At 69.1% G+C, this 19,903-nt stretch carries 20 protein-coding genes; 1 reads left to right on the top strand and 19 read right to left on the bottom strand.

Annotated features, from left to right (window positions below; all coding sequences use genetic code 11):
• The first annotated feature begins 551 nt into the window (after positions 1-551).
• On the top strand, positions 552-3,278 hold the full coding sequence (gene ppdK, locus STRVI_RS36400) for a pyruvate, phosphate dikinase (RefSeq protein WP_014060570.1): 2,727 nt from the start codon (positions 552-554) through the stop codon (positions 3,276-3,278).
• A 324-nt stretch (positions 3,279-3,602) separates the two neighbouring features.
• Here the strand turns inward: ppdK and STRVI_RS36395 are convergent, their stop codons facing one another.
• The 19 genes from STRVI_RS36395 to STRVI_RS36305 form a co-directional block, all read right to left on the bottom strand.
• Entirely contained in the window at positions 3,603-4,292 is a 690-nt protein-coding gene (locus STRVI_RS36395; RefSeq protein ID WP_014060569.1) for a hypothetical protein, read from the bottom strand.
• Positions 4,289-4,555 carry a hypothetical protein gene (locus STRVI_RS36390; RefSeq protein ID WP_014060568.1) on the bottom strand — a complete coding sequence of 89 codons (267 nt, stop codon included), beginning with the start codon at positions 4,553-4,555 and terminating at the stop codon, positions 4,289-4,291. The genes STRVI_RS36395 and STRVI_RS36390 overlap by 4 nt, the downstream gene beginning before the upstream one ends.
• Before the next feature lie 8 nt (positions 4,556-4,563).
• Complete coding sequence (locus tag STRVI_RS36385; protein ID WP_014060567.1) at positions 4,564-4,815, bottom strand: hypothetical protein; 252 nt, start codon at positions 4,813-4,815, stop codon at positions 4,564-4,566.
• A 78-nt stretch (positions 4,816-4,893) separates the two neighbouring features.
• On the bottom strand, positions 4,894-5,664 hold the full coding sequence (locus STRVI_RS36380; RefSeq protein ID WP_014060566.1) for a LysM peptidoglycan-binding domain-containing protein: 771 nt from the start codon (positions 5,662-5,664) through the stop codon (positions 4,894-4,896).
• 63 nt (positions 5,665-5,727) lie between these two features.
• Complete coding sequence (locus STRVI_RS36375) at positions 5,728-5,934, bottom strand: hypothetical protein (RefSeq protein WP_014060565.1); 207 nt, start codon at positions 5,932-5,934, stop codon at positions 5,728-5,730.
• 10 nt (positions 5,935-5,944) lie between these two features.
• Positions 5,945-6,445 (bottom strand): hypothetical protein, encoded by a 501-nt coding sequence (locus STRVI_RS36370; RefSeq protein ID WP_014060564.1) that lies wholly within the window; start codon positions 6,443-6,445, stop codon positions 5,945-5,947.
• The gene (locus STRVI_RS36365) at positions 6,442-6,954 is read right to left on the bottom strand and encodes a hypothetical protein (RefSeq protein WP_014060563.1); all 513 of its coding nucleotides are present in this window, start codon (positions 6,952-6,954) and stop codon (positions 6,442-6,444) included. The genes STRVI_RS36370 and STRVI_RS36365 overlap by 4 nt, the downstream gene beginning before the upstream one ends.
• 14 nt (positions 6,955-6,968) lie before the next feature.
• On the bottom strand, positions 6,969-9,266 hold the full coding sequence (locus tag STRVI_RS36360) for a phage head spike fiber domain-containing protein (protein ID WP_014060562.1): 2,298 nt from the start codon (positions 9,264-9,266) through the stop codon (positions 6,969-6,971).
• Positions 9,267-9,279: 13 nt separating this feature from the next.
• A complete protein-coding gene (locus STRVI_RS53120; protein ID WP_014060561.1) occupies positions 9,280-12,990 on the bottom strand; it encodes a hypothetical protein in 3,711 nt (1,236 codons plus the stop codon).
• A gap of 139 nt (positions 12,991-13,129) precedes the next feature.
• Complete coding sequence (locus STRVI_RS36350; RefSeq protein WP_014060560.1) at positions 13,130-13,612, bottom strand: hypothetical protein; 483 nt, start codon at positions 13,610-13,612, stop codon at positions 13,130-13,132.
• Positions 13,613-13,623: 11 nt separating this feature from the next.
• Positions 13,624-14,142, bottom strand: a complete 519-nt coding sequence (locus STRVI_RS36345; RefSeq protein ID WP_014060559.1) for a hypothetical protein — start codon at positions 14,140-14,142, stop codon at positions 13,624-13,626.
• Positions 14,143-14,151: 9 nt separating this feature from the next.
• Positions 14,152-15,138 carry a phage tail tube protein gene (locus tag STRVI_RS36340; protein WP_014060558.1) on the bottom strand — a complete coding sequence of 329 codons (987 nt, stop codon included), beginning with the start codon at positions 15,136-15,138 and terminating at the stop codon, positions 14,152-14,154.
• A 3-nt stretch (positions 15,139-15,141) separates the two neighbouring features.
• A complete protein-coding gene (locus STRVI_RS36335; protein WP_014060557.1) occupies positions 15,142-15,354 on the bottom strand; it encodes a hypothetical protein in 213 nt (70 codons plus the stop codon).
• A gap of 33 nt (positions 15,355-15,387) precedes the next feature.
• Positions 15,388-15,855, bottom strand: coding sequence for a hypothetical protein (locus STRVI_RS36330; protein ID WP_014060556.1), 468 nt, complete (start codon positions 15,853-15,855; stop codon positions 15,388-15,390).
• A complete protein-coding gene (locus tag STRVI_RS36325) occupies positions 15,856-16,407 on the bottom strand; it encodes a head-tail connector protein (protein WP_014060555.1) in 552 nt (183 codons plus the stop codon).
• Between the two features lie 10 nt (positions 16,408-16,417).
• On the bottom strand, positions 16,418-16,636 hold the full coding sequence (locus STRVI_RS36320; RefSeq protein WP_014060554.1) for a hypothetical protein: 219 nt from the start codon (positions 16,634-16,636) through the stop codon (positions 16,418-16,420).
• 55 nt (positions 16,637-16,691) lie between these two features.
• Positions 16,692-17,909, bottom strand: a complete 1,218-nt coding sequence (locus STRVI_RS36315; RefSeq protein ID WP_014060553.1) for a phage major capsid protein — start codon at positions 17,907-17,909, stop codon at positions 16,692-16,694.
• A 90-nt stretch (positions 17,910-17,999) separates the two neighbouring features.
• The gene (locus STRVI_RS36310) at positions 18,000-18,749 is read right to left on the bottom strand and encodes an HK97 family phage prohead protease (protein ID WP_014060552.1); all 750 of its coding nucleotides are present in this window, start codon (positions 18,747-18,749) and stop codon (positions 18,000-18,002) included.
• Positions 18,746-19,897: a phage portal protein gene (locus tag STRVI_RS36305; protein WP_014060551.1), complete on the bottom strand. Its 1,152-nt coding sequence runs from the start codon at positions 19,895-19,897 to the stop codon at positions 18,746-18,748. Before STRVI_RS36305 ends, STRVI_RS36310 begins: the two co-directional genes overlap by 4 nt.
• Between the last annotated feature and the right edge of the window lie 6 nt (positions 19,898-19,903).

Here is a 19,903-nt window from a genome sequence, read left to right as displayed (position 1 = left end):
GCGCGATTCGTTCGCGGGGAACGGCGGGCCCGATCCCCTGATGCGAAGAGAGGTCGTATCAGGGGACCGCGGAGGAGCTGCCCCTCGGCATCCGCAGAGGTGGTCGGTCACCCCTTCCGGCGTTTCGCTCATCTGAGCATGCCCCCTCTCGTTGTATCCAAAACGCGAGACAATGGGCCCTGACAAGGCGTGATTCTCGCCACTCTGATCAGGGTGTCGCTCATATGAGCAGTGATCGAGGGGTGGTCCGGCGGTCCTCCGCTGTGCTCACCTCTCCAATGCGTGGCACTCAGTGCCACGCACTTGATGTTCGACACCTCGAACCAACGGTTACGTATAGTGAAATTCCAAGCGTCCACCACGGGCGGAGGGTGGGTGTGTGTTCGAGGCTTGAAGGCACTTCAAGCGAGCCTCGATCGGGCGCCGTACTTTCGAACACGTGGCAGGCGGGTGGTTACGGCCGTATGACGGTGGAGTGGACCTGCTCAGGGGCCTTTGATCTGGGTACGCTCCCCGCCGTCAGGGCAGCCGAGCCGAGGAGATCGAGTCCCGTGCCGGAAACACAAGATCAGCAGAAGTTCGTTTACGACTTCACCGAGGGCAACAAGGATCTCAAAGACCTGCTCGGCGGTAAGGGAGCCAATCTCGCCGAGATGACCAATCTCGGTCTCCCCGTGCCACCGGGCTTCACCATCACCACCGAGGCATGCAAGGTCTACCTCGACAGCGGTGAGGAACCCGCGGCCCTGCGCGACGAGGTGAGTGCGCACCTCGACGCCCTCGAAGCGAAGATGGGCAAGAAACTCGGCCAGGCGGACGACCCCCTCCTCGTATCCGTACGCTCCGGCGCCAAGTTCTCGATGCCCGGCATGATGGACACCGTCCTCAACATCGGCCTCTCGGACCAGTCCGTGGCCGGGCTCGCCGCGCAGGCGGGTGACGACCGGTTCGCCTGGGACTCCTACCGGCGCCTCATCCAGATGTTCGGCAAGACCGTGCTAGGCGTGGACGGCGACCTCTTCGAGGAGGCCATCGACGACGCCAAGCAGGCCAAGGGCGTCACCGTGGACGTCGACCTCGACGCCGCGGACCTGAAGAAGCTGGTCGGCGAGTTCAAGAACATCGTCGCCAAGGAGACCGGCCGCGGCTTCCCGCAGGAGCCGCGCGAGCAGATGGACCTCGCCGTACGGGCCGTGTTCGACTCCTGGAACGGCGACCGCGCCAAGCTCTACCGCCGCCAGGAGCGCATCCCCCACGACCTCGGCACCGCGGTCAACATCTGCTCCATGGTCTTCGGCAACCTCGGCCCCGACTCGGGCACCGGCGTCGCCTTCACCCGCGACCCGGCCAGCGGCCACCAGGGCGTCTACGGCGACTACCTGCAGAACGCCCAGGGCGAGGATGTGGTCGCGGGCATCCGCAACACGGTCCCGCTGGCCGACCTCGAGCGGATCGACCAGCAGTCCTACGACCAGCTCATGCAGATCATGGAAACCCTCGAGACGCACTACAAGGACCTGTGCGACATCGAGTTCACCATCGAGCGCGGCAGGCTGTGGATGCTGCAGACCCGGGTCGGCAAGCGCACCGCCGGTGCCGCCTTCCGCATCGCCACCCAGCTCGTCGACCAGGGGCTCATCGACGAGGCCGAGGCGCTGCGCCGGGTCACCGGGGCGCAGCTCGCCCAGCTCATGTTCCCGCGCTTCGACGACGAGGTGACCTCCGGCGACACCGTCCAGAAGATCGGGCGGGGCATCGCCGCCTCCCCGGGCGCCGCCGTCGGCAAGGCCGTCTTCGACTCGTACACCGCCGTCAAGTGGTCGCGCTCGGGCGAGAAGGTCATCCTGATCCGCCGGGAGACCAACCCCGACGACCTCGACGGCATGATCGCCGCGGAGGGCATTCTGACCTCGCGCGGCGGTAAGACCTCGCACGCCGCCGTCGTCGCCCGCGGCATGGGCAAGACCTGTGTGTGCGGTGCCGAGGAGCTCGAAGTCGACACCAAGCGGCGCCGGATGACGGCCCCCGGCCGGGACGGCAAGGACGGCGTCGTCATCGAGGAGGGCGACGTCGTCTCGATCGACGGCTCCTCCGGCAAGGTCTACCTCGGCGAGGTCCCCGTGGTGCCCTCGCCGGTCGTGGAGTACTTCGAGGGCCGCGTGCACGCGGGCGCCGACGACGCGGACGAACTGGTCGGCGCGGTGCACCGGATCATGGCGTACGCGGACCGGGTGCGCCGGCTGCGCGTACGGGCCAACGCGGACAACGCCGAGGACGCCGCGCGCGCCCGGCGGTTCGGCGCCCAGGGCATCGGGCTGTGCCGCACCGAGCACATGTTCCTCGGCGAGCGCCGCGAGATGGTCGAGCGGCTGATCCTCGCCCACACCGACGAGGAGCGGGACACGGCGCTCGAGGGGCTGCTGCCCCTGCAGCGGGCCGACTTCGTCGAGCTCTTCGAGGCGATGGACGGGCTGCCGGTCACCGTCCGGCTGCTCGACCCGCCACTGCACGAGTTCCTGCCCGACATCACCGAGCTGTCGGTGCGCGTCGCGCTCGCCGAGTCCCGCAAGGACCACAACGAGAACGATCTGCGGCTGCTGCAGGCCGTGCACCGGCTCCATGAGCAGAACCCGATGCTGGGCCTGCGCGGCGTACGGCTCGGCCTGGTCATCCCCGGCCTGTTCGCCATGCAGGTACGGGCCATCGCCGAGGCCGCCGCCGAGCGCCGCAACGCCAAGGCCGACCCGCGCGCCGAGATCATGATTCCGCTGGTCGGCACGGTCCAGGAGCTGGAGATCGTCCGTGAGGAGGCCGAGCGGGTCATCGCCGAGGTCGAGCAGGCCCGCGGCGTGGACCTCAAGCTCACCCTCGGCACCATGATCGAGCTGCCGCGCGCCGCGCTGACCGCCGCCCAGATCGCCGAGTCCGCCGACTTCTTCTCCTTCGGCACCAACGACCTCACCCAGACCGTCTGGGGCTTCTCCCGCGACGATGTCGAGGCCAGCTTCTTCACCGCCTACCTGGAGAAGGGCATCTTCGGCGTCAGCCCGTTCGAGACCATCGACAAGGACGGCGTCGGCGCCCTCGTCCGCGACGCCGCCCAAGCCGGCCGCGCCACCCGCCCCGACCTCAAGCTGGGCGTCTGCGGTGAGCACGGCGGCGACCCGGAGTCCGTCCACTTCTTCCACGAGGTGGGCCTGGACTACGTCTCCTGCTCCCCGTTCCGCATCCCCGTGGCCCGCCTGGAGGCCGGCCGAGCGGCGGCGAAGGGGCGGTAGGCCACCAGCCGAAAAGGCCACCGGAGCCGGCGCCGGGAAACATCCACCCTCATCCCCGGCAGCGGCTCCGGATCTCGAAGGGGGCGGCACCTTGTGCGGAGGTGCCGCCCCCTCATTCGTGGCCTGGTGCTTCTGTATGAATAGTCGCTCTGACCTGCTAAAACGCTCCCATCGCTTGTCGCTGTTTGCCGCCAATGGTCACTGCCAGGTGCCCTAGTTGTGCCCTGAGGGGCTGTGCCCCCTTGGTGATTGCACCGAGTGACAGAGCCGGAGATACGCGGAAGCGCCCCCTCTCCGGACAGAGCCAGGGGAGGGGGCGCTTCATCACATGCGTCTCCGGTCGGGGGCGAGTGCGGCGGGTGTCTGTGGACTGGTGCCCGGATCCGGCGCAGGGTCGGGCGCCCCGTTGCGGCGGCAGACCAGCGCGTCGGGATCGTCTGGCGGTGGCTGGAGGCTGTACCCGTCCGGGCACGTCTGGCCGTCTCTGCCGTCCTTGCCGTCCGTACCGGGTGCTCCGTCCTGCCCGTCCTTCCCGGGTGGTCCTGCCGGGCCCTGGGGTCCTTCTGGTCCTGCTGGCCCGGCGGGGCCGGGGACGGTGGAGTCGGCGCCCGGGGTGCCGGGGGCTCCGTCCTTGCCGTCCTGGCCGTTCTTTCCATTGGCTCCGTCGGTGCCGTCGTCGGCCTTGCCTGGCGGTCCGCTCGGGCCTCGAGGCCCGGGGATGGGCACGGGTACCTCGGCCCGGTCGGGCAGGTCCTTGACCGCCTCGGAGGGGTCGGGGGCCACGGGGGTCTTGCCCTCGGCTTTGACCTGGGACCTGAGCTGTCGCACATCCGTCGCGAGCGTCGAGACCGCGGCGCCGCGCCGGTCTGCCTCCGTGCGTAGTTGGTCGCCGCGGTGGTCGGCAGCCGAGATGCGCGCCCACACCAGCAGCACCACGCCCGTCATCGCGACCAGCCAGCACGCGAGCGCGATCGTGCGCCAGCGGTGGGCGAGCACTGCGTGCGTGCGGGTCACGGCGTTCCTCCCATCTCTACGATCTTCACGCGGAGCCGTGCGTTCTCGACCTGGTCGTTGACCCGCTGCTCCAGCAGCTCGTTGATCCGCTTGTCCCGGTCGGCGACCTGGGCGCGGAGCCCGTCGCGCTCTTCTTGGATCTGGTCCATCTCGCTGTTCATGCGGGCGTTGGCGTTCTCGCCGCGCTTCCCGAGGTACGCCACCACCGCGCCGATCACCACAGCCGCTCCGGTGATGAGAGCGCCCCAGGTGGTGGCGTCCACGGGGCCCCCTACAGCGAGCGGGGCCCGGCGGCCGGGTCCTTGTCCGCAGGGAGCCAGGCGGCGGTCCCGGCCCGGCCGAGCAGAGAGCCGACCGCAGCCTTCGCGACGGCCAGTGCTGCGGGCAAGGCAGCCACCGCGGCAGCCTTGGCGGCCGACAGGTCCACCAGGTCAGTGGCACCGGAGGCGAGGAGCAGGCCGAGGAATGTCTCCACGTAGGTGAGGACAGTGCGCTCGGCGAGGTCGTACAGGAATCTGGGCATGGCGGATCCGTTCTACGAGGGGGGGTTCCTGGGATCGCAGGAAAGGCAGGTCAGAATGCTTACGGGATCCCGTAAGCCTCACTTCTTGGGGAGCTTGAGTTCCTGGCCGGGGGTGAGCTTGTCGGCGTCCTTGAGGCCGTTGAGCTTGGCGATCTCCTTGTAGCGGGCGCCGTTGCCGAGCTTCGAGGCGGCGATGGACCACAGGGTGTCGCCGCGGCCGACCTTGTAGACGGTGGTCGAGCTGCCGCTGCCGGGCTTGGTCTTCAGCCGCGTGGCGATCCGGCTGTGCATGCTCGTCCAGTCGACTCCGCGGGGGTCGACCTTGCCGGGCTGCCAGTCCAGGTGCCGGATGACGGAGGCGGCCGTCCAGCCGTGCGCACGGCAGATGGCGGCCGACACCTTCTCGATCGCCTCGAGCTGCTCGGCCGGCCACGGGTCTTTGCCGTCGCCGAGGTTCTCGCATTCGAAGCCGTAGAAGGCGCGGTTGCCGTCGGTGTTCGCCTCGTTGTCCGGCGGCAGGGCCTTCTCGGCGATGACCGCCCGCAGGACGTCGTCGTCGCCGAGCCCGGCGTGGTTGGCGCGGCCGTAGCCGATCAGGTGCACGACGCCGTTCTTGGCGATCATTCCGTGGCAGAGGGGTCCGGGCAGGTCCGCGTATCCGTCTCGCACGATCTTGACGGTGTTGTCCGTGCCCTTGGTGACGGTGTGGTGGATCATCACGCCGTGGACGGGGCCCCAGGGTCCCTTGTGGTTGCGGTTGTGGTGGGGCCAGTCGCCGTGTTCCTGCACCCGCACGCCCTCGGCTCGGAGCGCGGCGAGGAACTTGGCGGCGGTGAGTGGTGTGGCCATGCTCGGTTCTCCTGGGCATGAGAAAGCCCCGGCCGGGCGGCACGGGGCGTAGGTGTCGAGTGATCAGGCCGAGCCAGAGACGTTGGTCTGCGTGATCTCGCTGCGGGCGGCGGTGATGTACTCCAAGCCCTGGATCGTCTGGAGATAGTCGCGAATCAGGTTGGTGATGGCATCGGGTGTCACCCGTGTTGTCTCCGACCGGACGCTCACGGCGATGTTGACCAGCATCTCGCCGTCGTTGGCGCCTATCGTGTCGAACGGGTAGTCCATGGCCGACCTCCTAGCTTGCGGTCTCGTAGGTCGCGGTGATGCGTAGCTGGTGCCCGGAGGCCAGAGTGACCGGGGCGGTGGCCTGCATGAACGCGACGGTGGTGGTGGTCGAGTTGGCAGGGAAGAACGGCGACGCGGTGGCGGCGGCCGGGCTGATGACGAACTGGCCGGCCCAGCGGGTGCTGCCGGAGAGCAGGTGGGCATTCCCGATGTACGTGCAGCCCGAGTTGGCCGCAGCGGCGGGCAGCGCCCACGAGTAGTTCCCGGAGCCGTAGGTGGTGGTGCTGCCGGTCACGAGGTTGATTTGGGCCGTGCAGGTGAGGCCCACCTTCATGTACCGGCCGACCAGGGTTCCGTTGCCCAGTGACGGGTTGGTGGTCGCGGCTGTCCAGGTGGGGGTGTAGTTGGTCCAGGCGCCGAAGAACGAGGAGAACTGGTCGCGGATCTCCTGGTTCATGATTGCGGCGGTGACCGTTTCTCCGACGACCCAGGTACGCGGCGCGAAGGTCATCGGGACTCCTCCTCTGTCGGCAGGCTCGGCGGCCGCTCCGGCTCGGCGGTCTCGGCCGGAGGGGCGTCCTCGTGCGGGCTGGGCCGGCCCCAGGCGCGATCGTCATCGGGGTGCCACCAGTTCCGCTCCCGCACCGGCAGGCCGCCGATCTCCTGCTCGACGGCGGCCGGGTCCTCGGGAAAACGGACCCGACGCCATGCGGGGGTCAGGCACTCCACGCAGAAGAACCGCGGGTCCTCGGGGCTCACGAGCTGGGCGCTGGTGCACTGGTCGCATGTGGCGACCCACCGGCCGTGGTTGATCTGCGCGAACAGGGGAGGCCCGCCGAGGTCGACGCCGTCGGGCGGGCGCGGCAGGCGCCGTTGGGCCTGCTGCTCGAACCAGATGACGGCCCGTTCGGCCGGGGGCACCAGGGCCCACGCGCCGGCCGGCTGAGTGGGCGGGGGCTGGTAGAAGTCCTCGGCGCGGACGACCCGCCGCCGCGGTGTGGGGTCCGGTCGTGGGGGCATGGCCGAGCCTCCTTTCAGTAGGCGAGGCGGGTGGTGGCGCCCAGTTGGGAGTAGCTGGCCGAGTCCAGCGCCCACACGGTGTCTGTCAGTCCCCGTGAGGTGTGGAAGTCCAGGTGGTGCTGGTTCTCCTGGATGGTCTCGGCGTAGCCCTCGACCGTGACGGTGAGGGTGGGTACGGGCGCCTGGCCGGTGGGCAGGTTGGTGACGTCGAAGGTGGTGGAGACGTCGGCGGCCAGCAGCGCACGGTAGGTAGCGAGCGGCATGGTGGATGCCTCGACGGGTACCTGCCGCAGTTCCAGCGGAGGGTCGGCGTACCGGCTCACCATCCAGTTCGCGGCGTCGGCGACTTTCAGATCGCTGGACTTGAGCAGGTCAAGCTGTTCCTCATACGGGCCGTAGGTGTCGCGCGCGGTCTGGTCGAGCACGCGCTGTGTGGCGCCGCCCGGTCTGCTGGCGATCACGGTGTTGACCATCTTCTGGTCGTCGTCGGACATCTCGACCTCGTCGGTGTCCAAGTCGGCGAAGTCCAGCGACACCGATGCGACCGGGTTGTATCGCACGTCTCTGCTCTGGAAGATCAGCCCGTTGCCGCTCCGGGAGGCCAGCAGCCGTCCGGACTCGGTGTCCGCGATCTCTTGGAGGTGCTCCAGCGGGGTGCGGCCGAGCGCGGCCTGGGAGGCCATGCCGTCGAACACCGACCCGGAGGTGGTGACGGTCAGCGGCAGGTAGGAGGCGATGCGGGCCATGCGCGCGGCGGCGCTCTCGCCGACGTGCTGCGTGCTGCCGGTGATGTAGTGCGGGATCAGGTCGGCCGAGGTCGCCGTCGTCAGGTAGATGCCCAGGTTGGAGATCGAGCCGGACCACATCTGGGCGCCTACGTAGCCGCCGAGGGACAGCATCCGCATGCCCGGCATGAACGCGGCGTTGGTCACGTTGTACGCGGTGCCGTCGACGTAGGCCACGCCTTCGAGCTCGTGGTACATCAGGTAGTGCACGGCCCCGTCGGCGAGGTTGGGCGTGGGGTCGACGGCCGCGGCGATCAGCGGCCCACCGGCGCCGGCGCTTTCGATTTTCAGAAGGCCGGTGCCGGACTCCAGGCTGATGATGACCCGGCTGCTCGCGTCGACCGTCGCCACGGCGAGGAGGATGCGCCCGGTCGTGGTGGTCGAGAACCAGCAGTCCAGGCGCAGCCGGCGCAGCGCGTTCGCGTTGAGGAACTCCTGCCCGAGGTCAGCGGTGAGGTACTTGCCCGCGTTCACGCTGGCCGGGGTGAAGGTCGGAGCGCTTGCCCCGGCGGGGCCGGTGCCGTCGCCGAAGGTGAGCGTGCCGCCCGTCCCGGCCTGGGTGACCGCCAGCGTGCCCACGCCCGGCGTGCCGGACAGGTCGCCCGCGCTGGTCGAGTCGGACGGCTCGCTGAGCGGGAAGAGCACGGTGGGCGAGTCCAGCATCATCTCCTCGATGAGCATCGGGGAGAGGGCAGGCTGGCGGGCCAGCCATTTGAAGATGTCCGTGCAGGTGATGCTGGCGGTCGCGTACAGGCCGGACCATTTCAGCGGCCAGTCGTTGACCATGCCCCAGAACCGGTCATGGGTCTGCGGCGGGGTCGGGTCGAAGGTGGTGGCGGTGCTGCCTTCCTCGAGCTGGACTGCGTCGATCCATGCCTGGCTTCCGGCGGTGGGGGTGCCCGAGGTCTGGATGGTGTAGAGGTGTTGGGTGGCGGTCGCGGTGAACGTGAAGGTCAGCCGCTGCCAGTCGCCGAAAACGGTGTTGGGCGCGCTGGTGCCGCCCACTCCCTGGATGTAGGAGAACAGCGTCCCCGCGGCGGATTGGACCCACACCCAGGCGCTGGCGGTGTAGGTCTGCCCGATGTCCAGGCCGGTGGCGTCGATCCAGACGGCCTGCCCGGAGGATCCGCCCCAGGTGACGCGCATGGCCTGGCTGCCGCTCTGCACATGCGCGTTGTCCTGGACGATCGTGGGGCTGAACGTCTTCTGCCAGCCGTCCAGCCCCGTCTCGAACGACGGATTGCTGATCCAGTTCTTCCCGGCCGAGATCACCCGCACCCGGATGGGCACGTTCTTCTTGACGTTCGGGTAGTACGGGCTGCCAGCCCGGCCGGAAGTGAAACGGCCGTCCGAGTTGTCCAGGGTCATGGAGCAGGTGCCTGCCTGTACCTGGGACAGCTCGTCAGACGAACCGTGGTTGATGGTCACCCCCGTGCCGATGTCGACGAACTCGGTGACGTCCGTCCACACCGGCGCCGGGTCGGTCACCGAATACCCGAAGGCCACCTCCACCAGAAGCCGCGTCACGCCGCCCCCTTCCCTATGCCAGGCCCAGGCCCGCGCCGCCGCGGTTTCTCTTGAACCGCAGCAGCGCCTCATGGATCCGCCGAGCCATCGCGTCCGGGTTCTCCGCCGTACCGTCCACGTGGATGTGGAACGTGTCGCCCCCCGCCCGCACCACGGTGCCGCCGCCCGGGACGGCCTTGCCGATGACGGGCTGAACCGATGAGACCTTGCCCGCCACGGCATCCATGGCCGACTGCACGGCCGGAAGCCCATCGACCAGGCCACGGGCCAGGCCCTCCGTGCTGTACTGGCCGATCTCCGCCATCACCGTGGACGGGCTCTTGATGCCCAGCGCCCGCTTGATGGACTTCTGCATGCCCTTGGCGATGGACATCATCAGCAGCTCGATCTTCTTCTGATCGTTCCGCAGCCCGGCCAGGAATCCGGCGGACGCCATCTTGCCCGCGTCGTACAGCCGGTCCGCGCCCAGCGTGCCCAGGGTCGTTGATGCGGTGTCGATGCTGGACTGGATGCTGCTGATGGACTTCAGTGTGCTGTTGTCCGCCCCGGCCAGCGCCGAGGCGTAGGCGTACCCGGCCTCGGGGCCCATGTTGAGGATCTGCCGCAGCAGTCCCTTGTTCAGCCCCCGCTTGGCCAGCATGTCGATGTACCGGGTGAACTGCTTGATCTTGGCGAGCTTGTCGGACAGGGCGCCCTTGATGCTGCCCGCCGTGATCTCGTTCTCGTCCAGCCCCAGGCTGGACAACTGCGCGGAGCTCTTCGCGGTGGCCGTGGTGTCCGTCGCGAATTGCTTGGCCTCGGCGATCTTCTTGACGAGGGCGTCCCGCTTGGCTGCCAGATCCTGGAGTCGCTTGGTCGTCTTGTTGAGCTGGGCCACCAGGCGGTTGTCCTTGGTGCCAGAGAACGCGTCCCAGATGTCCTTGGCCAGCGCCTTGGACGTCGAGGCGATCTGGTCCTTGCTGCCGGTCAAGCCCTTGATCAGCCCGGCCCCGGCATCCTTGGCCAGCTTCTGCATCTTCTTCGACGGCGAGGCGATCTCCAGCTCATCCCGCACGCCCCGGGTCACCGCGGCCGCCATGCTGCGCGCCGCGGTCGCGACCGCTCCGACACCCCCGGCGAGGCCGGCGGCCAGACCCCGGGCGGAGTCCCCGCCCGCCCCGACCATGCCGCCCGAGGCGAGCCCCTTGAGGTTCAGACGTCCCGCGTTGAGGGCGTTGAGGAACGCGACGCCGTACTTCTTCACGGCGGCCGAGCGCACGATGAACTCGGTGTTCGACACGCGGGCCATGGCGCCCGAGGCGAACATCGCCAGGATGCTGTCCGACGTGCCTGTGCCGGGCCCGGAGATGAGCCCGCCGCTGGGGAACGCCTGCAGCTCGCCGCCGCCCGCGTAGCCCCGCACGTGGCCACCCCGTGCGAAGGCGGGGATACCGCCGGGACCCGCGTGACCGGGAGGCTTGCCCACCTGCCGGTAGTGGGTCGTGACGGTGATCGTGGCGCTCTTGCTGCGGATCGAGTCGCGGAGCCGCTTAAGCTCGGCGAGCCGCGCGGCCGCGGTCCCTGTGTTCGCGGTCACCGAGAACTTCCCGTTCGGCAGCCGCTTGACCTTGTAGCCGAGGTTCTCCAGCAGCTTGACCGCGTCCGCGGTGAGCGCCTTGACCGTGACGCTCTTGCTGCCGGGCGTCCGCCGGATGGCCGCCATCACGGAGTTCAGGCCGTCGATCGCGTCCTCGGCCCGCATCTTGATGAGGGTGGACTTTTCCTTGGGGATCTTGAGCAGGGAGTCCGCATACTGCTTGGCGGCCTCCCTGCCCAGACCGGCGGCGTGGGCGTTCTTGATGAGCTCGGCCCGCCCGCGCTGGTAGATCCCATTGACCTCTTCCCATGAGGCGCCGTTCTCACGGGCCGACGTGGCAGCGGCGTCCGTCGCGGCAGCCGCATTACGCATGGCTGTGTCGACGTCTCGGGCCGCCTGAGAATTCAGGTTGATCTTCCCGTTGGTCATGTCCAGGGCGCCGGCGTTCTTCTTGGCTGCGGCAGCCATGTCGTCGATGCCCTGCTCGAAGGCGTTCATGTCGCCGCCCGCCTTGCGGGAGACGTCGTTCAGCGCCTGGATGCTCTGCCTCAACCCGTCCGCGCTGGCCTTCTGGTCGGCCAGTGCCTTCTGGGTCTTCTGCGCCTGGGTACCGAACAGGCCCTGTGCCTCGGCCGCCAGACGCTCCTCGAACTTCGCGTCGGCCAGCGCCGACTTGTAGTCGTTCAGCTTGCCCTTGAACTTGTCGAGCTCATCCGAGCTCATCCCCTTGGTGATGCTCTTCAGGGCCTCCGCGGCCAGCTCGGCCTTCCCGCCCCTGACCAGGTTCGTGAGCGCCTTGTCGGTCGAGTCGGCGACCTTGTTGAACTTGTCGGTGGCGTCACCGGCTTTGAGTAGTCCACCGCTCCACTTGTGGCCCCAGTTGTTGACGCTCTCGGCCACGCTGGGGTTGATCACCTTGTCGATCGTCGACCGCAGCTTGTCGAACTTGCTGCCGAACACCTCGGCGCTGTAGCCCGTGTTCTTGCCCGTGCGCCCGAGGTTGCCCAGCGCTGTGGTCAGCCGGTCCACATTCGGCGGTGCTTCCCTGCCCAAGCTCGACAGCTTGGCCAGGCCGAGAGCCAGCAGCCCGATACCGGTGGTCGCCACGGCGAATTTCGCCTTGCTGGACAGGGCGCCGAACGCCGCTGTCATCGTCCGGATCGGGCCGTTGGCTCCGATGATCGCGTGGCTCACCGCGATGATCTGCGGGCGCAGTGCCGCGAAGGCGCCTGCCACCAGCTGGATGCCGGCGCCTGCCAGCCGGATCGCCTTGATGGCGACCGCGGCCTGGAGGAGCGTGGTGAGGAATCCGGTGGGCAGCGAGGCCACGACGGAGGCGAACGCGTTGGCGATCTGGAGCAGCCCGATGCCCACGCCCTGTGCGGCGTCCAGCAGGTGGATTGCGGCCAGGGCTACGTTCTTCAGGGTGTCGGCGAGCAGCGGGCCGTTTGCCCTGGCGTCGGCCATGAACTGGGACAGGGCTCCGCCGATCTGCCCGGTGTTCATGGTGCGCAGGAAGTGGACCAGGGCGTCGTTCGCCCGCTTGAGCGAGTTGGTGGCGAAGTCGGAGAACTTGTCCATCACCCGGTCGAACCCGGATGAGGCCACCCCGCCCGCGAGGATGGTCATGAACCGGTTGAGCTCGGTCGACGCACCCCGCACCAGCCCGCTCATCTTCGGCAGCGACGCCGAGGCGATGGCCAGCCCCTTGGTGAAGACCGGCATCGTGTCCTTGGCGAGGCTGTCGGACCACGCCCGGTACTCGTCCTTGAGCTGCGACAGCCCGGCGGCCGCGGTCTTCGTCGCCGGGGGCATCTTGGCCAGTTGCTGCTGGTACGCCACCTGCGCCTTGACGGCCTCCTCGGACCGGGCGCCGGACTTGGCGACCGCATCCTGGTACTTCTGCTGCGCCTCGGACGCGTCCGAGAGCGCACCGATCTGCGGGATGACCGCGGCGCCGAACGCGGCCATCGCCGCCCCGGCAGCCCCGGCCTGGGCTGCCAGCGGGGCCAGCGCGGCTGCCGCCGGAACCGCCGCGCTGACCAGGGCCAGCCTCTTAGCCAACCGGTTTGCGGAATCGCCCGCCTTGTCCATGACGCGCGAGAGCCGGTCGCGTCCCTCGAGGACGAACGTCATCCGGTCGGCCATCACTCACCCCCTGCTGACTGGGCCTGGGCGGCCAGATGCTGGTCGATCCATGCGATGGCGGATGCGAGGTCGTCTCGGGAGAGCCGGTTCAGCTCCCAGGGCCGGATGTGCAGCAGGTGAGCCAGTAGCCACCGGTAGCTCAGGACATCGGCTCCGATGCCGAATCCGCCGGGACGACGACGGGCTCGGCCTGCACGGGAGGAGCCGCGGCCGGCGCCGGTGCTTTTGGGTCCAGCTCCTTCAGCGCCCGGTCAACGTCGGCCGGCTCGTGCGCGAGGGTCCGCATGTAGCCGCACATCTGGTCCAGCTCTTCCGGCTCGCGGGTCTCGCGGTACAGCACCTCGACCATGTCGCAGATCTCCGGGTACTCCAGGCGGGCCTTGGTGCGCCGCTTCCACCCGGCCAGGTCGAAGTCGCTGAACTTGAGGGTGGGCACGCTGCGCTTGCGGTTCACCCACAGCACCGCGCGCATGGCCGTGGGGTTCTGGGAGCGCAGCGCGGTGTCGACGGCGTCCCACTCCATGCCGGTGGCCGACTCGATGACGGCGGACTCGATCGCCGACAGGTCGTCCGTGGAGACGGACTCGACCGTGCCGTCGGCGTGCGTGTACGAGACGATCATGGGGGTTGCTCCTATTCGAGGCGGCGCCGCACGTCGTCCAGGACGTGCGCGACTTCGCGTTCCATGCGGCCGCGGTGCGCGCGGACCGTGTTGTCCCACCACAGCGGGGTGGCGTTCTGCTGGACCCATCGGCGCTTGTTGCCGAACACGGGGTGCCGGATCCGGCCAGTGTTGATCACTGTCGCCATATCTGACTTAGCGGTTCTCAGGTCTGGCGGCAGTGCGCCCTTGTCGACCCACACCCGCGCCCCGGGATTCCCGGCCACCCGGACGCTGATCCGGATCGCCCCAGCGATCGTCGCGCGCAGCGGCCGCGACGTCGGGGACGGTCCGCCCGGCCGGGTACGGCGCCCGCCCGAGGTGATGGGCAGCGACCGGATCGTGTTCTGCAGGTCGTCCTTCAGCGGCTCGGCCGCGCGACGGATACGGCGCTGCATGGACGCGCGGATGTTCTCGTGACCGGCAGCCCGCAGGCGCCGCTGCAACTCGAGCAGGCTGCCGGTGTTGGTGATGCGGACGTCGGCGACCATCAGGTCACCTCACAGCGTGGCGTCCGTCGAGATGTACTCGATCTTGGGCTGATTCGTTCCGTCGTACAACGCGGTGAAGTTGTACGACGGCTTGACCACGTCGAAGCCATCCACCACCGGGGGGCCCTCGTCCAGCCGGATCGCGGGCAGTGTGACCCGGAACGTGTCGTAGTACGTGCTGGCGATGTTCGCCCCGGTGAACTCCCACACCAGGGACGTCGCGGCGTCGGAGGTGTGGAGGTCGTCCAGCGTGGTGGCCACGTAGTCCGATTCCAGCGTCCCGGTGATCTTCACCTGGTCGTTGGAGATCGGCTCCTTCTTCAGCCCCGCCTGACCGGCATAGAACCGCTCGACTGCCTGCGGCCGCTCGATCTTCACGCTGACCTTGCGGACGCCATCCAGCGCGGTCTCCGTGCCGAAGCTCCCCGCCTTGATGCTCATCTGCCCGAAGTGGAACGGCGACATCGACGGATAGGACGCGGTGGCCAGGGTCTGCGTCTCGTCACAGTCCTTGCCGTCGAACTCGAACGAGCCGGTGAGCATGCCGCCCACCTCGCACGAGAACTCACCGCTGGTGACCTTGCAGCCCAGGAACGACTTGTCGGTCACCGCCCCGGTCGTGAGGGGAACGCCCTTCTGGATCGTCAACGACTTCCCCGCGGTGTCGGCTAGGACGTGCGCCTGAAGGTACGCGGTCGAGGTGGCCTGCTGCACCGGCGTGACGCTCGTGCCCATAAGCGCCTGGAGGAACAGGCCCATGGCCTTGTTGGTGACCTCCAGTTCGATGCTGCCGGAGACCTCCCGGCGGGTCAGCACCCGCCGCGACGACAGTGCCAGCAGCCGCCCGGCCGCGATCCCCGCGGACTGAGCCGTGGTCTTCTTGAGGACCAGCGACTCCTTGGTGAACTCGATGAACTGCGTCGGCGCGACGAACGTGCCGTAGGCGGACTCGGCGCTGATGCCGAGCTGGGCGCCGAGCCCGGATCCGATCGCCATGGATCAGTCCTCCTTCTGCGGCGGCTTGGCCGCGGTCTTCTTCGCCGCGGCCGCCTTCGCGCCGGGCTCCTCCACGGACTCCCAGTTGGTGGGCTGGCAGACGTAGCCTTCGTGCCGGGCGTCCGGCACCTCGATGACCTCGTCCGGCTGGACCAGCCGGTCGCCGAGCTCGGGCACCGTCACCGGCTCCGGGCCGATGAAGCGCACACGCGACATGACGTACTCCTTGCGAATGGGGGTGGGGATGGGTCAGATGCGGGCGCGGCAGGTGACGACGAACGGGATCGCGGCGCGCACGCCCTTGTCGGTGCTGGCCTGTATGAGCGACCCGGATGCGATCTCCGCCCACAGCACCGCGCCGTTGAGGGTCGGTGCTGTCGGGTTGGAGCCCGACGCGCGGACCGTCTCCTCGCACACGGCGAGGAGCTCGAACGCCCGGGTCCTGCGGGCGGCCACATCGCTGTCGCCGGTCCAGGTTTCGAGGTAGCAGAGGATGCTGAACTCCTCATCCCGGGTGCGGGCGCCGGCCGCGTTGAAGTCCTGGGTGAACTCCACCGACAGCTCGGTGTTGGGCGACCAGCCCACCAACAGGTAGTCGGCGGCGGCCTGGTCGACGACCGGCGGCCCGTCGAGGATCTGCACCCCGGCCAGGTCAGGCGCTGCCCGCCAGATGGCCAGCAGCGCCTCGATCGCCGCGGGCACGCGGGAGGTCGCCATCTACGCCACCCCCGGCGGGAGCCGGTACGGCTGGAGCAGCTGCAGCACGCGGTTGGGCACCGCGTAGCCGAAGCCGGGCACGGGCTGGGTGACGTCGAAGTCATCCGCGCCGCCCAGGCCCGGGCGCCCCGGTCCCTGCTGGGTGCGCCACAGGTGCTGAATCAGCATGCGGGCGGCGAGGTTAAGCGTGGGCGGGACAGCGTCCCGCCCGGCCGTGTAGGCGGCCGTCCAAGGGCCACCGCAGAACGTCCCGCCGTCCTTCCGCCGGACCACGCCCGTCAGGGGATCCACCGTCACGTCAGCGACCGTCAAGGCTGTCCCGCCGGTGAGAATCGGGGTGAACGAAGTCAGAGACACGACCGGGATGCGCGTAAGGCACAGGGTGCCCCGCCGCCCGTTCACTGTCTCGGTGACCGACTGGGGCTCCACCGGGCCCACGTACCACTCGACCATCGCGGTGATCGAGTCGACGTATGCCTGCAGCTCCACGTCATGCGTGACCGTGGTGAGGTTCAACTGGGCTTTCGCCTCGTCCAGGGTCAGCAGCGCCATGCGACCCTCCCTACTTGGCGGACCGGCCGCGCTTCGGCGTAGCCGTCTCCGGGGCCGCCTTGACTGTGGCGGTCTCCTCGACCAGCTCACCGTTCGCGGCGTTCTCGGCCAGGCCAGCACCGATCAGGTGCTCGGCCTCCTCCTTGGGCAGGTCGACGACTCCGCCCCGCTGGGGCCACGGCTCGCCATCGCGCGTACCGGAGATGGTCGCCTTCATCCGGACCTTCATCGCTCCTCCTTCGAGCAGGGGGCGGCCCCCTGATACGAGGGCCGCCCCGGTGGGATCAGGTGCCAGCGCCGGCGAAGACCTTCAGCGCGCCGGTCTGGTCGACGGTCAGGCCGTCCGCGCGGATGATCGCCCGGAACGTGGTCAGGTCGGAGTTGAACGCGAAGTCGTCCGACCGCTCGAACCGCACCCCGCCCGCCATGCGGACGAAGTACGCGGAGAAGTCACCGAAGACCACGGACTTGGCCGAGGTGGCGACGGCGGCCACGTTCGGGTCGGTGTACACCGGCTTGCCCAGCAGGGTGTCCGGGACACCGAGCTGCAGAGACGGCTGCCACAGATACTGACCCTGGCCGTCCTTCAGCTTCCGGGCGGCACCCATGGTGGCGTCCCGCATCATCCAGCCGCACGCGGGGCTGTTCCGGTACGGGGCGATGACGCTGTAGAACAGGTCGATCAGGTCGTCCGCGGTGAACGCGCCCACCACCCCGGTGCCGCCGGTCTTGCCGGTGGACGCCGAGGTGACGACGCCAGTCGGCTTGGAGGATCCGTCGCCGGTCACCAGGTGGGCGCCCAGGGCGTTGCCGAGCGCTCGGCCGGCCTGCATGGACAGGTAGCCCTCCAGGTCGACACCGGTGTCGGTCAGGAGCTCGCTGGACGCCTGGATCAGGACGCCGTACTTGTAGGCGCCCAGGGTCCGCTTGGCGAACGCCGGGTCCGACTCGGTGATCGTCCCGCCCTCGGAGGTGATCGCCGCGGTGGAGTGGGCGGTCGTGACCGGCACCTCCATGCTCTCGCCCGAGGCGGTGTTGAGCACGGTCGGGTTGGCCATCAGGACGCCGGACACCTCGATCAGGTGCGCGACCAACTGGCCATAGAAGGTGGTGGGCACGGTGTTGCCGCCCGCCGTCGCGGTGCCCTTGACCAGGTCACGGAAGTTGACCGGGCCCTCGGGGCGGATATCGATGGACCGGAGCTCACCGCGGGCGAAGCGGCGAAGCTCGGAGTCCTCCTCCCGCGGCTGCTGCCGTGCGCCGGCCGGCCTGTCGAGCAGGGCGGCGAACGCCGCGTCGGCGTCCTTGCTCCGCTGCTCGGCCTCGACCATGTCCTTGACCCGGGCGTCGATGGCGTCCAGGTCGCCGTTCAGCTTCTGGTAGGTGGTCTCTTCCTCGGCGGTGAGGTCGCGGTTCTCGCCCTCGGCCTTGTCGAGCAGGGCCTTGGCCTGCTCCCAGACGTTCGCGCGGCGTTCCTGCAGCCGCTTGACGACGTTGCTCACTGTTGCCCTCCGGGCATGACGACGACACCCGCGCGGCTCGTGCCGAGGGGTGTCTGGTGGATGTGGTGTCGAGGTGGGTGTCGCCCTGCCTCAGAAGGTGCGGCGCTGGTAGAGCGCGGCGCGCCGCTGCCGCACAGCAACGAGCGGGTGGGGGTCGCCCTGCCCGTTCGGCGCTGAAGTCCTCTTGACCTCCAGGATTGCTCCCCGGAGCATGTGCGCGATCTCTGTCGGCTCGCCCTTGAGATCGATGACGACGGTCTCCTTGGGCTTGGCCAGGAACTTCGTCAGGTCGTCCTCTGCGGCCGCCGCGCGCACTTCCTCCAGCTCGGCGCCCACCTGCTCGGCCAGCGACCGCAGCCCCGTCGAGGTGTCCAGGTACGCGGGGGTGTTCACCGGGGCCACGTCGACCAGCTGGCCGGACAGCAGCGTCCGCACCGCGAAGCCCTGCTCGGTCATGCCCCAGTCGTCCTCGAAGGTGTAGAACGCGAAGCTGGAGCGGCGCACGTCGCCGCGCTGGACGAGCTCGTACACGTCCCCGCGGGCCTGCGGCACGTCCACGCTGTAGTCCAGCCCGGTGCTGTCCACGGCCAGCCGCAGCGTCCCGCCCTCGGTGGTGCCCAGCAGCATGTTGTCGTCGTGGTTGTAGCGGGCCATGGCCTCGGGCCAGCCGTCCCCCTCGGACTTCGCGAAGAACCCGGGGTCGATCCGCTCGACGAATCCGCCCAGGTTCCGCGACAGGGCATTGAACTTCGCGGCGTAGCCGCCGATGGTGCGTGTCTCGCCGGCGGCGCGGACCTCGACCAGGCCGCGCGTGAACCGGCGCTCTGAGGCGCCGCTCATGGGTTCTCGCTTCCGTCCGGGGGCAGTCCGCCCAGTGGGGTGTAGTCCTGGCCCTGCCCGTCCGGCAGGGGCTGTTCGTCTTCAAGAGCCCGTAGCTCGTCGATGCTGTTCAGCCCGATCCGGCGGGCGATCGAGTGCGCCCGGTAACGGGTGAGGGTGTCGGTGCGGAGCATGGCGTCCGCGTTGAACTTCACCGACTCATCCGGCGGGCGCAGCAGGGACAGTGCCTCTTCCAGCCGGGCCAGCCACGGGCGCAGCGTCCACGTCAGCAGGTCGAGGCTGTTCTGCTCGACCGTCGAGTAGGTCAGGCTGTTGCCGGTCGTACCACCGATCTTCTCGGGTGGGACCCCGTAGATCGCGGCGATCTGGTTCGCCGACGCCTTGATGGTCTCCAGGAACTGCGACTCTTCCGCCGGGACGGAGATGGGCTTGTACTTCGTGCCCAGCCCCAGCACTGCGACGCCCCGCCCCTCGGCGGCCTGCTCGAAGCGGGCCTTCAGGATGGTCGCCGCCTCGGCCTGGACCTCACGGTCGGTCTCCAGCACGGCGGCCGGGGTCGACCCGTTGGCGAACCAGTCCCGCCCGAACTGCTGCGCCAGCAATCCGGTGTCCGTGGTGAGCGCGAACTGCTGGATCGGTGACAGCCCCAGGGTCTGGCCGGGCAGCGTGTAGGCCGGGACGTGAAACATCTGCCCCTCGTCCAGGCGCCGCCCCTTGTAGTACCAGACCGGATGCGGTGCGAAGTTGTCCTCGATACTCACGTCATCGGGATGCAGCCACTCGATCTGAGAGGGCCAGCCCGTGCGGTCCCACGCCACGATCAGCCCGTAGGCGTTACCCCGCAGCGTCAGCGACGTCATCGCCCGGTGCAACCAGTCGTACCGCGTGCCGATCGCTGCGGGCCGCACGAACAGGGATGGCGTCGAAATGGGCCTACGTGCCTCCCCGGCGGCCGCGTAGGACCGGATGGGCAGGGAGGCCACCGAGTCCGCCAGTAGCCGCGTAGCGGCGTACACAGGGGCCAGGCGCAGCGCCCGTTCCTGGGATCCTCCGCGCAGCACGGCCGGGTCGCCCCCGGATCCCCACACGTCCTGATACGTGATCGCCCGCTGCTGTTCCCTGCGGCGGAATGGCCACCACCAGCTCATGCGCCC

This window comes from Streptomyces violaceusniger Tu 4113, assembly GCF_000147815.2.
GTDB lineage: Bacteria > Actinomycetota > Actinomycetes > Streptomycetales > Streptomycetaceae > Streptomyces > Streptomyces violaceusniger_A.
The sequence above is the reverse complement of the archived record's forward strand: the minus strand, read 5'-3'. Positions and strand labels throughout refer to the sequence as shown.

Bases quoted from the DNA above. Each gene is read 5' to 3' on its own strand.
- STRVI_RS36370 (WP_014060564.1), bottom strand. From the start codon at position 6,445: ATGACCTTCGCGCCGCGTACCTGGGTCGTCGGAGAAACGGTCACCGCC.
- STRVI_RS36340 (WP_014060558.1), bottom strand. From the start codon at position 15,138: ATGGCGATCGGATCCGGGCTCGGCGCCCAGCTCGGCATCAGCGCCGAG.
- STRVI_RS36380 (WP_014060566.1), bottom strand. From the start codon at position 5,664: ATGGCCACACCACTCACCGCCGCCAAGTTCCTCGCCGCGCTCCGAGCC.
- STRVI_RS36385 (WP_014060567.1), bottom strand. From the start codon at position 4,815: ATGCCCAGATTCCTGTACGACCTCGCCGAGCGCACTGTCCTCACCTAC.
- STRVI_RS36335 (WP_014060557.1), bottom strand. From the start codon at position 15,354: ATGTCGCGTGTGCGCTTCATCGGCCCGGAGCCGGTGACGGTGCCCGAG.
- STRVI_RS36305 (WP_014060551.1), bottom strand. From the start codon at position 19,897: ATGAGCTGGTGGTGGCCATTCCGCCGCAGGGAACAGCAGCGGGCGATC.
- STRVI_RS36330 (WP_014060556.1), bottom strand. From the start codon at position 15,855: ATGGCGACCTCCCGCGTGCCCGCGGCGATCGAGGCGCTGCTGGCCATC.
- STRVI_RS36310 (WP_014060552.1), bottom strand. From the start codon at position 18,749: ATGAGCGGCGCCTCAGAGCGCCGGTTCACGCGCGGCCTGGTCGAGGTC.
- STRVI_RS36325 (WP_014060555.1), bottom strand. From the start codon at position 16,407: ATGGCGCTGCTGACCCTGGACGAGGCGAAAGCCCAGTTGAACCTCACC.
- STRVI_RS36320 (WP_014060554.1), bottom strand. From the start codon at position 16,636: ATGAAGGTCCGGATGAAGGCGACCATCTCCGGTACGCGCGATGGCGAG.
- STRVI_RS36350 (WP_014060560.1), bottom strand. From the start codon at position 13,612: ATGATCGTCTCGTACACGCACGCCGACGGCACGGTCGAGTCCGTCTCC.
- STRVI_RS36365 (WP_014060563.1), bottom strand. From the start codon at position 6,954: ATGCCCCCACGACCGGACCCCACACCGCGGCGGCGGGTCGTCCGCGCC.
- STRVI_RS36375 (WP_014060565.1), bottom strand. From the start codon at position 5,934: ATGGACTACCCGTTCGACACGATAGGCGCCAACGACGGCGAGATGCTG.
- STRVI_RS53120 (WP_014060561.1), bottom strand. From the start codon at position 12,990: ATGGCCGACCGGATGACGTTCGTCCTCGAGGGACGCGACCGGCTCTCG.
- STRVI_RS36345 (WP_014060559.1), bottom strand. From the start codon at position 14,142: ATGGTCGCCGACGTCCGCATCACCAACACCGGCAGCCTGCTCGAGTTG.